This is a genomic window from Bradyrhizobium sp. SZCCHNR1017, from assembly GCF_032381375.1.
In the GTDB taxonomy this organism is placed as follows: domain Bacteria; phylum Pseudomonadota; class Alphaproteobacteria; order Rhizobiales; family Xanthobacteraceae; genus Bradyrhizobium.
This window is the reverse complement of the sequence record NZ_JAUHIR010000020.1, coordinates 1-14,483: the sequence shown is the minus strand read 5'-3', so window position 1 is coordinate 14,483 and position 14,483 is coordinate 1. Positions and strand designations below refer to the sequence as shown.

12 protein-coding genes are annotated in these 14,483 nt (G+C 67.2%); 6 read left to right on the top strand and 6 right to left on the bottom strand.

Annotation, left to right across the window (positions count from 1 at the left end):
* Positions 1–178: 178 nt before the first annotated feature.
* The 4 genes from pdeM to QW863_RS31680 all read right to left on the bottom strand — a co-directional run bounded on the left by pdeM (position 179) and on the right by QW863_RS31680 (position 6,144).
* Complete coding sequence (gene pdeM, locus QW863_RS31695) at positions 179–832, bottom strand: ligase-associated DNA damage response endonuclease PdeM (RefSeq protein WP_315769738.1); 654 nt, start codon at positions 830–832, stop codon at positions 179–181.
* A 49-nt stretch (positions 833–881) separates the two neighbouring features.
* Complete coding sequence (locus QW863_RS31690; protein WP_315717963.1) at positions 882–3,587, bottom strand: ligase-associated DNA damage response DEXH box helicase; 2,706 nt, start codon at positions 3,585–3,587, stop codon at positions 882–884.
* 292 nt (positions 3,588–3,879) lie between these two features.
* Positions 3,880–5,109: an ABC transporter substrate-binding protein gene (locus tag QW863_RS31685; RefSeq protein WP_315717947.1), complete on the bottom strand. Its 1,230-nt coding sequence runs from the start codon at positions 5,107–5,109 to the stop codon at positions 3,880–3,882.
* A gap of 108 nt (positions 5,110–5,217) precedes the next feature.
* A complete protein-coding gene (locus QW863_RS31680) occupies positions 5,218–6,144 on the bottom strand; it encodes a class I SAM-dependent DNA methyltransferase (RefSeq protein ID WP_315717948.1) in 927 nt (308 codons plus the stop codon).
* 115 nt (positions 6,145–6,259) lie between these two features.
* On the opposite strand from QW863_RS31680, the gene QW863_RS31675 reads away from it, so the two are divergent.
* The 5 genes from QW863_RS31675 to QW863_RS31655 all read left to right on the top strand — a co-directional run bounded on the left by QW863_RS31675 (position 6,260) and on the right by QW863_RS31655 (position 11,758).
* Positions 6,260–7,306, top strand: a complete 1,047-nt coding sequence (locus QW863_RS31675) for a ligase-associated DNA damage response exonuclease (RefSeq protein ID WP_315717964.1) — start codon at positions 6,260–6,262, stop codon at positions 7,304–7,306.
* Positions 7,303–9,177 (top strand): ATP-dependent DNA ligase, encoded by a 1,875-nt coding sequence (locus QW863_RS31670; protein WP_315717949.1) that lies wholly within the window; start codon positions 7,303–7,305, stop codon positions 9,175–9,177. Before QW863_RS31675 ends, QW863_RS31670 begins: the two co-directional genes overlap by 4 nt.
* Positions 9,178–9,298: 121 nt before the next feature.
* On the top strand, positions 9,299–9,607 hold the full coding sequence (locus tag QW863_RS31665; protein WP_315717950.1) for a DUF6460 domain-containing protein: 309 nt from the start codon (positions 9,299–9,301) through the stop codon (positions 9,605–9,607).
* A 13-nt stretch (positions 9,608–9,620) separates the two neighbouring features.
* Complete coding sequence (locus tag QW863_RS31660) at positions 9,621–10,355, top strand: MBL fold metallo-hydrolase (protein ID WP_315717951.1); 735 nt, start codon at positions 9,621–9,623, stop codon at positions 10,353–10,355.
* Positions 10,356–10,462: 107 nt separating this feature from the next.
* Positions 10,463–11,758, top strand: coding sequence for an MATE family efflux transporter (locus QW863_RS31655; RefSeq protein WP_315717965.1), 1,296 nt, complete (start codon positions 10,463–10,465; stop codon positions 11,756–11,758).
* Between the two features lie 71 nt (positions 11,759–11,829).
* Here QW863_RS31655 and QW863_RS31650 read toward each other — a convergent pair whose 3' ends face one another.
* Together QW863_RS31650 and QW863_RS31645 are read right to left on the bottom strand one after the other, a co-directional pair.
* A complete protein-coding gene (locus tag QW863_RS31650; protein WP_315717952.1) occupies positions 11,830–12,924 on the bottom strand; it encodes a quinone-dependent dihydroorotate dehydrogenase in 1,095 nt (364 codons plus the stop codon).
* Positions 12,921–13,265, bottom strand: a complete 345-nt coding sequence (locus QW863_RS31645; RefSeq protein ID WP_315717953.1) for a DUF952 domain-containing protein — start codon at positions 13,263–13,265, stop codon at positions 12,921–12,923. The genes QW863_RS31650 and QW863_RS31645 overlap by 4 nt, the downstream gene beginning before the upstream one ends.
* Positions 13,266–13,518: 253 nt before the next feature.
* On the opposite strand from QW863_RS31645, the gene QW863_RS31640 reads away from it, so the two are divergent.
* Positions 13,519–14,280: a carbonic anhydrase family protein gene (locus tag QW863_RS31640; protein WP_315717954.1), complete on the top strand. Its 762-nt coding sequence runs from the start codon at positions 13,519–13,521 to the stop codon at positions 14,278–14,280.
* The last annotated feature ends 203 nt before the right edge of the window (positions 14,281–14,483 follow it).

The window sequence follows — 14,483 nt, the reverse complement described above, 5'->3', positions numbered from 1 at the left end:
GGGGAGGGCTAGGGAGGGGCCGTTCCGACGGCGCTGCGCTTGGCGCCCCCTCTCCAACTCTCCCCCGCAAGCGAGGGAGAGAGCACAGCGATGCGCGCGGCGGGCATGATCAGTCCAACTTCGAATGATCCGTTCGACCTCTGATCACTCATCCAACTAATGAATTTCCATCATCCAACTAATAGCACCGCGCCGCGGCGATGCTGTGCAGGCGTCTATCTCCCAGCACATGCGCGATGAAGGCGCGCTTCGGAAACAGCTTGGCGAAGGCCGCGTCGCGCACGCTCAGGCCCCCGGCATAGGCGCCGAACGCCGGCATCACGGCGCGCTCGCCATCGCAGACGAAGCAGCGCCGCTCCAGCGTGCGCGCTCGTGTCGCGACGCGCGCCTTCGGATGCAGATGGCCGGCGATCTCGCCGCGCGCGCCGGAGGGCTCGTGACGGAACGTCACCGCGCCGAGCGTGACCGCGTCGGCCAGTTCGCCGCCGATGCCGCGCGGGGCCGGATCGTGGTTGCCCGTGATCCAGACCCAGTCGCGGCCGACCTGCAGGTTGGCGATGCAGGCGCGGTCGTCGCCGGTGAGACGCGTATGCGCATCGCGATCGTGAAAGCTGTCGCCAAGCGCGATCACGACGCGCGGATTGTAGTGGGCGATCACGGCTGTGAGGCGATTGAGAGTCGCCACGGTATCGAACGGCGGCAGCAGGGTGCCGCGCGACGCGTAGCTCGAGCCCTTTTCCAGATGCAGATCGGAGACGACGAGCAGACGCTGCTCGTCCCACACCAGCGCGCCGGAGAGATCGACGCGCAGCGCGGTGCCGGCGACGTCCATCATGCCCGATGCGCAGAAAGTCCCCCGCAAGTCCGCCTCGCTTCTCGATCTACCCCATCGCTTCCTTCACGAGTTCCTCGGCAGCCTCGGCCAGGAGCTCGTCGGCGGCCTCGCCATAGACGGATTCGCGGCCGATTTCCAGCATCACCGGCACCGCCAGCGGCGAGACGCGATCGAGTTCCCGATGGGTGATTCGTCCCTCGATGCGCTGGAGCATATCACCGAGCCGCTTCAGATCGAGCAGGCCGGTGGCGGCATCGGCGCGCGCCGCGCGCAACAGCATGTGATCGGGCTGATGCCGGCGCAGGACGTCATAGACCAGATCGGTCGAGAACAGCACCTGGCGGCGCGTCTTCTCCTCGGTCGTCGACCGCCGCGCGATCAGGCCGGAGATGATGGCGCACGAGCGGAACGTGCGCTTCATCAGCGCGGATTCGGCGAGCCACGCCTCGAGATCGTCGCCAAGCATATCCGGGTCGAACAACGCGGCGAGATCGAGCCGCCCCTGTTTGACCATCAGCGACATGTCGCCGAGCCCCCACACCGCAAGCGCATATTCGTTGGCGACGAAGCCGAGCGGCCGGGCGCGCGCCCGCTCGAGCCGGCGCGTCAGCAGCATGCCGAGCGTCTGATGCGCGAGCCGGCCCTCGAACGGATAGCAGACGATGTAGTGCTTGTTGGAGCGCGGGAAGGTCTCGACCAAAAGCTCGCGCCGGGCCGGGATGCGCGACACGTCCTTCTGCAAGGACAGCCAGTCGCGCACCTGCTCCGGCAACGCGCTCCAGGCGGTGCGGTCGTCGAGCAGGCCGCGCACGCGCTCGGCGAGATAGGTCGACAGCGGAAACTTGCCGCCCATGTAGGACGGCACCTTCGGATCGGAATCATTGGCGCGCGACACATAGACCTGGTCCTCGGCCAGCGCCTCATAGCGCACGATCTCGCCGCTGAACACGAACGTATCGCCGAGGGTGAGGCCTTCGATGAACGCCTCCTCGATCTCGCCGAGCAGCCGTCCGCCGCGCGCGATCGCGCCGGTCGTGCCCTTGGCCCCGCCGCGCGAGCGCACCAGCCGCACCTTCAGCATCGCCTCCTCGACGATGGTGCCGACGTTCAGGCGATAGCTCTGCCGCACCTTGGGATTGGCGACGCGCCAGCGTCCCCTCGCATCCTGCTTGATGCGGGCAAACCGCTCATAAGTCTTCAGCGCATAGCCGCCGGTGGCGACGAAGTCGACGACATCGTCGAAATCAGCGCGCGACAGCGACGCATAGGGGGCCGCCGTGATGACCTCCACATAGAGCTCGTCGCTGAGAAACGGCTCGGCGCAAGCGCAGCCGAGCACGTGCTGCGCCAGCACGTCGAGCGCGCCAGTACGCAAAGGCGGCGTGTCCTGCGCATTGTCGGCGATGGCATCGATCGCGACCGAGCATTCCAGCACCTCGAAGCGGTTGGCCGGCACCAGCACCGCCCGCGAAGCCTCGTCGAGCCGGTGATTGGCACGGCCGATGCGCTGCATCAGCCGCGAGCAGCCCTTGGGCGCGCCGACATTGATCACGAGATCGACGTCGCCCCAATCGACGCCGAGATCGAGCGAGGAGGTGCAGACGACGCCGCGCAGCCTGCCGGCCGACATCGCATCCTCGACCTTGCGGCGCTGCGCGACGTCGAGCGAGCCGTGATGCAGGGCGATGGCGAGATTGTCGTCGTTGATGCGCCAGAACTCCTGGAACAGCATCTCGGCCTGACTGCGGGTGTTGACGAACACGAGCGTGGTCTTGTTTCGCTTGATCAGCTCGTACATCTCGGCCAGCGCATGGCGCGCGCTGTGGCCGGCCCACGGCAGCCGCTCCTGTGTATCGAGCATCTCGACCACCGGCGGCGCGGCGCCGCCGGCGACCACGACGTCGGCCGCGGCTATGCCGCCGCACGGCTGCGGCACCAGGAAGCGCGCGAGTTGCTCCGGCTCGGCGACGGTCGCCGACAGGCCGATCATGCGCATGTCCGGCGCAAGCCGCCACAGCCGCGCCAGCGCGAGCGACAAGAGATCGCCGCGCTTGGAGGTGACCAGCGCATGCAGCTCGTCGAGCACGACGCGCTTCAGCGAGGAAAACAGGAACGGCGCATCGTCGGACGACAGCAGCAGCGCCATCTGCTCCGGCGTGGTCAGCAGGATATCCGGCGGATAGCGGCGCTGCCGCTGCCGGCGGGACACCGGCGTGTCGCCGGTGCGGGTCTCGACCTTGATCGGCAGGCCCATCTCGGAGATCGGCGCCTCGAGATTGCGCGCGATGTCGACCGCGAGCGCCTTGAGCGGGGAGATGTAGAGCGTGTGCAGGCCGGCGGGTCGCGGGATGCGGTTCGCCGTCTGCTTGCTCTTTTCCGTGTTCGCGAGCTCGGCCAGTGCATTCGGCTTAGTGCCGGGTGTCACCATCGACACCGCCGCCGGAGGCCCCCCTCCCCGCCGCTCCCCCACAAGGGGGGAGGGAGCGGAGAGAGCGGATGGCTTGGCAAGAACAGAACGATGCTTCGGCGCGACGGCGGAGCCGAGCTCCACCAGGGTCGGCAGGAACCCGGCGAGCGTCTTGCCGGCGCCGGTCGGGGCGATCAGCAGCGCCGAGCGTTGCGCGCGAGCCTTCTCCAGCAGCGCCAGCTGATGCGCGCGCGGCGCCCAGCCGCGCGCCGCGAACCATTCGGTGAAATGGTCGGGCAGCGGGGCGCTGTCGTCGGGTGGGACTGGTGAGACGCGGGGCGGCACCGGGGGAAGGTAGGCAGTCACGCGCGGTTCGTCGAGGGTCGGGCGATAACACGCGACTGCCTCGACCACCTCCGCCGTCGGCCCAGCCCATGTTGGAGCGCACCGGCGCCTCAGCAAACTCCGTTGTCGTCCCTGCGAACGCAGGGACCCATAGCCACCGGCTTTTGTGGGACGATGACTTGCAGTGACGCCTCACCGATAGATTCCGCGGTATGGTTCCCTGCGTTCGCAGGGACGACACCGGAGAGTGCGGCCACAGCTCCGGTGTCATCATCCGATGGAGGGAAAATCCCTACTCCGTCATCGGCTTCTCGGAGATGCTCCAGTCCTTGCCGTCGAAGATCGAGATGTAGAGCGTCTTCATCGGCGTATAGTCGTCCGGCGTGTAGGCGTAATTGACGCCATCGAGGAAGAAGGGCGAGTGGAAGCCGGCGAGTGTCGTGGCGTGCTTGAGCACGTTCTCGCGGGTCAGCGTGTCGCCGCAGCGGCGCAGGATCTCACCCATCGACACCGCCTGGCCGTAGCCGGCATAGGCGATGGTGTTGTCGGGATCGATGTTGGGCAGGTACTTGGCGCGCAGCGCCTCGAAGCCCTTGACGTCGGGATCGTCCTTCCATTGCGGCACGCCGGCGTCCTTGGAATAGCGGATCGCGACGATGTCCTTGGCATTCTCGAGGCCGGCGGCAGACAGGATCGAACGGCCGGTCGAGCCCGCCGACAACAGCTGCAGCGGCTTCCAGCCGAGCTCGGCCACCTTGCGGATCGACTGCGACGAGGCCTTGCCCGTGCTGATGTTGTAGAACACGTCGGCGCCCGACTTCGACAGGTTGATCAGCTGCGAGTCCACCGTCGGCTCGGTGAGATCGTAGGTCTGCTCCATGATCACCTGCGCCTTGCCGCCGGCGTCGGCCAGCACCTTCTTGAACGGCCCCAGGAAGTCACGGCCGAAATCGTCGTTCTGATAGAGGATGCCGATCTTGGCTTCCGGCTTCACGCTCAGCACATGCTTGGCGAGAATGCGCGCCTCCGTCGGATACAGCGGCAGGCCGGCCATGGTCCATTTGTAGTTCTTGGGGTCGTTCCACTTCGAGGCGCCGGTGTTGAGCAGGAGCTGCGGCACGCCCTTGGAGTTGAGGTATTTGTGCACGGCGGTCTGCGGCGCGGTGCCGAGCGAGCCGTACAGCGCCAGCACCTCGTCCTGCTCGACCAGCCGCCGCGTCGCCTCGACGCATTTCGGCGCGCTATAGGCATCGTCCATCGTCAGGAACTTGACCTTGCGCCCGTTGATGCCGCCCTGCTCGTTGAGCATCTGGAAATAGGCCTCGCCGACACGGCCGAGCACGCCATACAGCGAACCGGGGCCGGAATGCGGAATGGTCTGGCCGATCTTGATCTCGGTATCGCTGGCGCCGGCATCATATTTCTTCTCGGCGGCCCAGACATAGGGCGAAGCGATCGTCGAGGCGCCGATGGTCGCAAGCGCGGTGGCGCAGAAATCGCGCCGCGTCAGATGTTTTTTCATTTTTGTCTCTCCCTAGACTGCCGACATTTTTTTGCATCGGGAGAGCTGCGGCAAGAGCGAAGTTGCCGCATTGGACGCCGCGTGCAGCGCATTCAATAGCGTCTAGACTCAAGTCCTGGCCGCGACCACGGCCAGCCCGCGCACCGGCAACTGCTCCTCGGTCCGCGGCGACGCCGGCGCGAGATGGGCCAGCTTCAATCCCGCGGCTGCGATCACGCCACGGACATATTCCGCGCCATGGGCATAGCGCAGCCCCTTGCCCATGATCACACCGTCGCCGTCATGGGTCTCGACGGTCAAGGCCAGCAGTCCGCCCGGCCTCAGCACACGTTGCGCCTCGCGCAACACCGGGCCGAGGTCGCCGACATAGACCATCGCATCGGCAGCAAGAATGAGATCCGCAGACGCATCGTCCTGGCGCTGCAGCCCTGCGGTCATGTCGTCGACCTCGAGCCCGGCGTAGAGCCCGGTGGCGCGCGCTTCCGCGATCATGCCGGCCGACAGGTCGATGCCGATGATGCTGTCGACGTTCTTGGCGAACGCCGCCGCGCCCAGCCCGGTGCCGCAGCCGAGATCGATCGCGCGCTTGAAGTAGGCCGGCTTGCGCTCGGCCGCGCGCGCCGCGAGCACCGCCTTGAACAGGATCGCCGGCGCGCGGTAGTTGAGCCGCTCGGTCAGTTCGGCCTCGAAGCGCGGCGCATACTGATCGAACAGCGACTGCACATAGGCCTTGGGCATGTCCGACAGCGGCGCGGCGCCGAGCTGCATCAGATGCACGGCGGCGCCGTGACGATCATCCGGATCGGCGGCACAGGCGTTCTGGAAGGCCGAGATCGCCTTGTCGGTTTCGCCCAGACCGAGACGGATCTTGCCGAGCTCGAACCAGGCCGAGGCGAAGTTGGGGGCGACCTCGATGGCCTGCTCCATCACCTCGGCGGCCGCGACCAGGTCGCCCTTCAATTGCAGGTCGCGGGCGAACTCGTAGCGGCGGTCGGCGATCAGATCGCCGGAGGACAGGAACAGGCGGTGGGGCATGGGAACCATCGTCGTCAATGCGAACTTCTCATCGAGGAGATGGATGCGCGGGTCAAGCCCGCGCCTGACGAGATGGAAACGGGCACGGCCTGAAAACGCGTCTTGCATGACCTATATGACCCACATGCGTCCGCAAGACATTCTGCTGCCCGTTCCGTCCGGCCTCTGCTGCAAGGCCGGCGGCTTTCACATCGATCCCGTGCGCCCGGTCGAGCGGGCGCTGATCACCCATGGCCATTCCGACCACGCCCGCCCCGGCCACGGCGCGGTGCTGGCGACCCAGGAAACGCTCGACATCATGCGGCTGCGCTATGGCGACAACTTTGCAGGCTCCACGCAGGCGATCGGCTATGGCGAGCGGATCAGGCTGGGTGACGTCACCGTCAGTTTCCACCCTGCGGGCCATGTGCTGGGCTCGGCGCAAATCAAGGTGTCCTGCGGCGGCACCTGCATCGTCGCCTCCGGCGACTACAAGGATGCGCGCGATCCGACCTGCGCACCGTTCGAGCTGGTGCAATGCGACGTCCTCATCACCGAGGCGACGTTCGGCCTGCCCGTGTTCCGTCACGGCGACGCGGCGCTGGAGGTGAACAAGCTGCTGGCCTCGGTGGTGCTGTTTCCCGAGCGCGCGCACCTGGTCGGCGCGTACTCGCTCGGCAAGGCGCAGCGTGTCATCGCGCTGATCCGCGAGGCCGGCTATGATCGGCCGATCTACCTGCATGGCGCGATGGACAAGATCACGCGCTACTATCAAGACAAGGGAATCGCGCTCGGCGAGCTCCGGCCCGTGAAGGGCGTCAAGAAGGCCGAGCTTGCCGGCACCATCACCCTGGCGCCGCCGAGTGCGACCTCCGACCTGTGGACCCGCCGCTTTCCCGATCCCGTCACCGCCTTCGCCTCGGGCTGGATGCGGGTGCGCGCCCGGGCCCGGCAGCGCGGCATCGAGCTGCCGCTGGTGATCTCGGATCATGCCGACTGGGACGGGCTCACCACCACCATCGCCGCGACCGGCGCAAGCGAGGTGTGGGTCACCCATGGGCAGGAGGACGCGCTGGTGCATTGGTGCCAAGCCAAGGGACTCGCGGCCCGGCCGCTCGATCTGGTCGGCTACGGCGACGAGGAGGAAAGCGAGGTGGTGGCCACGGAGGACGCCGAGGCATGAACCGCTTCGCCGAGCTGCTCGACCGCCTCACCTATGAGCCCGGCCGCAACAACAAGCTGCGCCTGCTGACGTCGTATTTCCGCGAGGTCGAGGATCCCGATCGCGGCTACGCGCTGGGTGCGCTCACCGGCGCGCTGTCGTTCAAGCACGCCAAGCCGGCGCTGATCCGCGACCTGATCGCCGCGCGCACCGATCCGGTGCTGTTCGCGCTGTCGTATGATTATGTGGGGGATCTCTCGGAGACCGTCGCGCTGATGTGGCCGAAGGACAGGGCGCATCATCAGCAGCTCGTTCCTGGGTACCCCCCTCCCCACCCCTCCCCCACAAGGGGGGAGGGAGCGCTGACGCGTTCGGAATTGCTGTTTCGGTCTGCATCGAGCATCGCTCCCCCTTCACGTCTCTCGTTCCCCACAGCCGCTCTCTCCGTTCCCTCCCCCCTTGTGGGGGAGGGGCAGGGAGGGGGGTACCCCACGGGCGGTCTCACGAGGGACCCCACACCCGGCCACAACAACCCGCCACCGCCGACGCTGACCGAGGTTGTCACCACCTTGCGCACCCTCGGCAAGACCGAGATGCCGCGGCAACTCGCGCAGTGGCTAGATGAGCTCGACGAGACCGGGCGCTGGGCACTGCTGAAGCTGGTCACCGGCGCTTTGCGCATCGGCATCTCCGCGCGCCTGGCCAAGACCGCAGCGGCCGCGCTCGGCAACAAGGACCCGCACGAGGTCGAGCTAATCTGGCCGGGGCTGTCGCCGCCCTATCTCGACCTGTTCGCCTGGCTGGAAGGCCGCGGCGACAAGCCGGTCAATCGCGATCCCGCGCCGTTCCGGCCGGTGATGCTGGCACATGCCGTCGAGGACGACGACTTCGCCGGCATGAACGCGGCCGACTACATCGCGGAATGGAAATGGGACGGCATCCGCGTGCAGGCGGTGAGCGGCCGCGAGGCCGACGGCCGCGTCGTCACACGGCTGTATTCGCGCAGCGGCGAGGACATCACGGCGAGTTTCCCGGACCTGCTGCCGTCGCTGCATCTGCCCGGCGCGCTCGACGGCGAGCTGCTGGTGGTGCGCGATCACCGCGTGCAGAGCTTCAACGTGCTGCAGCAGCGGCTGAACCGCAAGACGGTGTCGCCGAAGCTGATGAAGGAGTACCCGATCCACCTGCGCGCCTACGACCTGCTCGGCGACGAGGAGAACGATCTGCGTGAGCTGCCGTTCGCCGAGCGGCGTGAACGGCTCGAGGCTTTCATCAAGCGACTCGACGAACCGCGTGTCGACTTGTCGCCGACCATCGCGTTTTCCACCTGGGACGAGCTGAAGGCCGCGCGCGCCAATCCCGCATCTGCCGGCGCAGGAGACGATGCCGACGCGGTGGAAGGCGTGATGCTGAAGCGGCGCGACGCGCTGTATCTGCCCGGCCGGCCCAAGGGACAATGGTGGAAGTGGAAGCACGATCCGCACATCATCGATGCCGTGCTGATGTATGCTCAGCGCGGCCACGGCAAGCGTTCCTCCTATTACTCCGACTACACGTTCGGTGTCTGGACGGCGGGAGACGGCGGAGATCAGCTCGTGCCGGTCGGCAAGGCCTATTTCGGCTTCACCGACGAGGAGCTCTTGCAGATCGACCGCTTCGTCCGCCGCAACACCACCGAGAAGTTCGGTCCCGTGCGGCATGTCGTGCACGAGCCCGAGCAGGGCCTTGTGCTCGAAGTGGCGTTCGAGGGCCTGCAGCGCTCGCCGCGGCACAAATCCGGCATCGCGATGCGCTTTCCGCGCATCAGCCGGCTGCGCTGGGACAAGCCGCCGCGCGAGGCCGACCGGCTGGAGACCCTGGAGCGGATGTTGAAGAGCGAGGCGCCGGCGTGACAGCGCCGGGAACATTAATTGCCGGTAACCGGCTTGCGGCGCTGAGCCGGGTTCCCCACCTGCCCTGCCGTGCCTTATAATCGGGCTCGCGAATCCGACGAACCCGCCTGGAGACGATGCCATGTCGAACGACGTCAGGGACTATCCGGCCCGCGCCCGCAGCTCGGATGGCCTGTACCGTTTTCTCGGCGGCTCGCCGCTGTCGGTGGCGTTCCGGCTGGTGCTGCTGTCGATCCTGGTCGGCGTCGTGCTGTCGGCGATCGGCTTCGATCCGCTGAACATCCTGCACAGCATCCGGCTGCTGTTCATCCGGCTCTACGAGCTCGGCTTCGACGCCTTCAACTGGCTGTGGCGCTACTTCCTGCTCGGCGCGGTGATCGTGATCCCGGTCTGGCTCCTGTCGCGGCTGTTCGCCCCGCGCGGCCGGTAGAGAGCCGCAGCCGATGCAGCTCCGCTTCGTCGGCTGCGGTGACGCGTTCGGCTCGGGCGGCAGGTCCAACACCTGCTTCCATCTGACCGGCTCGCGCACCAATCTCCTGATCGATTGCGGCGCCTCGTCGCTGCCGGCGCTGAAGCGGCTCGGCATCGCCAGCAACGCCATCGAACTGATCCTGATCACGCACTTCCATGGCGATCATTTCGCCGGGCTTCCCTTCCTGCTGCTCGATGCGCAGTTCTCGAGGCGGACGCAGCCGCTGGTGATCGCCGGTCCGGCCGGCATCGCGGCGCGGCTGACGCAGGTGATGGAAACGCTGTTCGAGCATTCGTCGCGCACGCCGCGGAAATTCGAACTGTCCGTGATCGAGCTTGAACCGGAGCAGACGACGCGCTTCGGCGAGGTCTGCGTGACGCCGTTTCCAGTCGTCCACGGCAGTTCGGGCGGGCCGTTTCTCGGCTACCGGATCGAGGCGGAGGGCAAGGTCGTCGCCTACACCGCGGACACCGAATGGACGGAGAGCCTGATCCCGCTCGGCCGCGACGCCGACCTGTTGATCGCCGAGGCCTACACCTACGACAAGGCGGTGAAGAACCACCTCAGCCTCGCGGTGCTGGAGGCGCATCTCGATGCTATCCGGCCGAAGCGGCTGGTCCTCACCCATATGAGCGACGACATGCTGGGCCGGCTGGACCGCATCGGCCATGTGGCCGCGCATGACGGCATGAGCATCGACCTCTAGCCGGGAGGCGCGAAAGGCCGCTAAGAACGGCAGAGACGCGCGTGCCGCGCGCTCTGCCGATCAACGGGCCATTCTTGACCGCTTCAGCCAAAGTCACGACTGCGCAGGTGTTCGACATCGCGGGGCCCGCGATGATCGCCAACCTGACGACGCCGCTGATCGGCATCGTCTCGACCACGGCGATCGGCCGGCTCGGCGAAGCGGCCATGCTCGGCGGCGTCGCCATGGCCTCGGTGATCTTCGATTGCCTGTTCTGGCTGTTCGCATTCCTGCGCGCCAGCACGCTCGCCTTCACCGCGCAATCGCTCGGCGCCGGCGAGACCGACGAGATCCTGATGGTCCTGATCCGCGGCCTGGCGCTGGCCGCGCTGATCGGCGTCAGCCTGATCGCGCTGCAACTGCCGCTGGGGGCAATCATCTTCGACCTCATGGGCGGCAGCGACGCCGTGCTCGGCGCGGCCCGCACCTACTTCATGGTCCGGATCTGGTCGGCGCCGCTGGCGCTCGCCAACTACGTGCTGCTCGGCTGGCTCGTCGGACTGGCACGCGCACGGCTGGCGCTGGGCATTCAGGTCGCGATCAACCTGATCAACATGGCCGCGACCATTCTGTTCGTCCAGGTGCTGCAGGCCGGCATCGCCGGCGCGGCGATTGCCGCCGTCATCGCGGAGACGGTCGGTGTCGCGATCGGCCTCGTGCTGGCGCGCCGATTGGTCAAGGCCGACGCCCGGATGTCGCGCGCGGCGCTGCTCGACCGAGCCAAGCTGATGCACATGATGGCCGTCAACCGCGACATCATGATCCGCACCGCGGCGATGATCGTCGCCTTCCTGTTCTTCACCTCACAGGGCGCGCGCGCCGGCGACACGACGCTGGCCGCCAACGCGGTGCTGAACAATTTCCTGCTGGTGGCCGCGTTCTTCCTCGACGGCCTCGCCAACGCCGCCGAGCAGCTCTGCGGCTATGCGTTCGGCGCGCGCAACCGCGACGCCTTTACCGGCGCCACAAGGCTGGTGCTCGCCTGGGGCTTCGGCTTCGCGCTCGCGGTGGCCGCGATCTTCGCGCTGTTCGGGCCGGTGCTGATCGACGTGATGACGGCAAGCGATGCGGTGCGCCGCGCGGCGCGCGACTATCTGCCGTTCGTGGTGGCGTCGCCGCTGCTGTCGGTATTCGCCTTCGCATTCGACGGCGTCTATATCGGCGCCACCTGGGCGCGCGACATGCGCAACCTCATGGTAGCGGCGCTGGTCGTCTTCCTCGGCACCTGGCTGGCGCTGCGCGGCTTGGGCAATACGGGCCTGTGGATCGCGATGCTCGGCTTCTACGCAGCGCGCGGCGGCTTCCAGGCCGCACGCTATCCGGCGCTGCTGCGGGCGTCGTTCGGCAACAAAGAGAGTTTGTAGAGGGCGCTGTATCGCGCAGCTCGCTCTGCGATCTCGCTCGCCCTACACTCTTCGCCGACGATCAAGCGCGTCTAAACCGGCCAATCCTCGGCGGTGATCGTCGCGGCGTCCGCACCGACGATCTCCGACAGCGAATCGCGTCCCGTGCGCAGCAGGGTCGAGGTCAGGTCGGCCTTGATGCTCTCGACCAGGCCGAGGCCCTTGTAGACCAGCGAGGAATACAGCTGGATCAGGCTGGCGCCAGCGCGGATCTTGGTGAGCGCGGCGCCGCCGGTGTCGATGCCGCCGACGCCGATCAGCGGGAACGCACCTTCGACGCGCACGAAGGTCTCGGCCACCATGCGGGTCGACAGCCGGAACAGCGGCCGCCCGGACAGGCCGCCCTGCTCCTTGGCGCGCAACTGCTCGCGCAGCGAGCTGGGCCGGGCGAGCGTCGTGTTCGACACGATCATGCCGTCGACTCCGCGCGAGCGGGCGACATGGACGACGTCGTCGAGCTCGGCGAGGCTGAGATCGGGTGCGATCTTGAGCAGGACCGGCGTATCGCCAGCTTTCCGCCGCACGCGGTCGCGCGCCTCGAGCACCTTGGACAGCAGCTCGTCGAGCTGAGACGCCTGCTGCAGGTTGCGCAGGCCCGGCGTGTTGGGCGAGGAGATGTTGACGGTGAAATAGCTCGCCACCGGCGCGAAGGTCTCGATCAGCCGGACGTAGTCGGCGACACGGTCGACCGAATCCTTGTTGGCCCCGACATTGACGCCGACGATGCCGCCCTGGTGGGCGCGCCCGGCCAGGCGCCGCAGCACGATCTCGGCGCCGTCATTGTTGAAACCCATGCGGTTGATGACCGCCTCGTCGCGCTCCAGCCGGAACAGCCGCGGGCGCGGATTGCCGCTCTGCGGCCGCGGGGTCACCGAACCGATCTCGACGAAGCCGAAGCCGAGCCGGAGCAGCGCGTCCGGCACCTCGGCGTTCTTGTCGAAGCCGGCGGCCATGCCGACCGGATTCGGGAAGTTCAGGCCGAAGGCGCGCACCGCGAGCTTGGCATCATCCGGTCGCGGCTTGATCGCCGGCAGCAGCTTCAGGCCCTGGATGGCAAGCCGGTGCGCATCCTCGGCGTCGAGCCAGCGGAGCAGCGGCAGCGAAAGCTGGTCGAAGGCGCGAATCACGGCTTGAGGTCCGGAATGTCGTGGCCGCCATCGGCACGGCTGTGCATCTGGTGAACGCCGGTCACGGCGCCGAGATCGAGCTCGCCATACAGATGCGGGAACAGCTCGTCATTGCGCGAACGCTCCCAACGCAGCGCATGGCCGAGCGCGTCCGCCTCGACCTCGACCAGGAACAGCGCGCTCTGCCCTGAAAAGTGCTTCCGCGCCGTCTCCGGCACCTGGGAGGCGGTCGAAAAATGGATGAACCCGTCGCGCAGATCGTCCGCGCTGCCGCGGTAGACGCCCAGCCGCTCCGCCTCGCGCCAGGCCGAAGCTGAGCAGATTTTGTAGATTTTGGGCACCTTTGCGCGGTCCTGGCTTGAGCTTGAGTTTGCTGATGTTTTCGGGAGCGGCCGACCGTATCGGCAGGGGGCAGCGAACTCAAGCATCGTTTGCCCGGGACAGTCCGGCGGCCGACCCGCTCAGGTTGTATCCGAGTGATGCGAGCTCGCGGGGATGCAACCGGTTCCTCAGCAAGAGTTAACCTGATTCGGCTTTCCTGTTGCGCGCGATTCGCAACCGATCATGCCCGCGCTTGAACCTTTGGAGATTGTCATGGACCGCCGCCACGTCTTGAAGGCCCTTGCGGGGCTCGCCCTGTGCCCCGTCTGCGCTACCCCGGGCTTTGCCGCCGAAGGCGCCCCGCATTGGAGCTATGAGGGCGCGACCGGGCCGGCCAAATGGGGCGATCTCGATGCGGCCAACAAGGTCTGCAGCGTCGGCACCCAGCAATCGCCCATCGACATCGAGCACTCGACCCGGGCCCAGCTTCCCGACTTCCGACTGAGCTGGGCCAGGACCGCCGACACCATCGTCAACAATGGTCACACCATCCAGCTCAACTTCGCCGACGGCAGCAGCACCATGAAGCTCGAGGGCACCACCTACAAGCTGCTGCAGGTGCATTTCCATCGTCCGAGCGAGCATCAGATCGGCGGCAAGAACTATCCGATGGAGGCGCATTTCGTGCACCGCGCCGCCTCCGGCGGCCTCGCCGTCGTCGGTGTTCTCATGACCACCGGGCGTCCGAACCCCGCCTTCGCTCAGATCGTCGCGACGATGCCGGACAAGGAGGGTCCCGCGGTCAAGGCCGATCCGCGTATCAACCCCAACATGATGCTGCCGGCGCGCCGCTCCTATTATCGCTATGCCGGCTCGCTGACGACGCCGCCCTGCTCAGAGGTGGTCGAATGGCTGCTGCTGAGCGAGCCGGTCTCGGTCGCGGAAGCGGACGTGGCGAAATTCGCCAAGCTGTATCCGATGAACGCCCGCCCGGTGCAGAAGCTCGACCGCCGCTTCGTGCTGCAGGGGGCGTAGGACGCAGGCCGCGCAGCGGGCGAAGGCGCCGCCGCGCATTCCGCCGTCGTCTCGGCGAACGCCGGGACCCATGCCGCGGAAGCTTGATTGTCTTGGAAGGTGGCGGATATCAGCCGCCTCACGACGGCCGGTGGTTATGGGTCCCTGTGTCTGGAAAGTCTGCCATGATGATGGTGGGCGGGAAGCCGTTGGGTCCTTGGCGC

Bases quoted from the DNA above. Each gene is read 5' to 3' on its own strand.
- pdeM (WP_315769738.1), bottom strand. From the start codon at position 832: ATGGACGTCGCCGGCACCGCGCTGCGCGTCGATCTCTCCGGCGCGCTG.
- QW863_RS31685 (WP_315717947.1), bottom strand. From the start codon at position 5,109: ATGAAAAAACATCTGACGCGGCGCGATTTCTGCGCCACCGCGCTTGCG.
- QW863_RS31680 (WP_315717948.1), bottom strand. From the start codon at position 6,144: ATGCCCCACCGCCTGTTCCTGTCCTCCGGCGATCTGATCGCCGACCGC.
- QW863_RS31675 (WP_315717964.1), top strand. From the start codon at position 6,260: ATGACCCACATGCGTCCGCAAGACATTCTGCTGCCCGTTCCGTCCGGC.
- QW863_RS31670 (WP_315717949.1), top strand. From the start codon at position 7,303: ATGAACCGCTTCGCCGAGCTGCTCGACCGCCTCACCTATGAGCCCGGC.
- QW863_RS31665 (WP_315717950.1), top strand. From the start codon at position 9,299: ATGTCGAACGACGTCAGGGACTATCCGGCCCGCGCCCGCAGCTCGGAT.
- QW863_RS31660 (WP_315717951.1), top strand. From the start codon at position 9,621: ATGCAGCTCCGCTTCGTCGGCTGCGGTGACGCGTTCGGCTCGGGCGGC.
- QW863_RS31640 (WP_315717954.1), top strand. From the start codon at position 13,519: ATGGACCGCCGCCACGTCTTGAAGGCCCTTGCGGGGCTCGCCCTGTGC.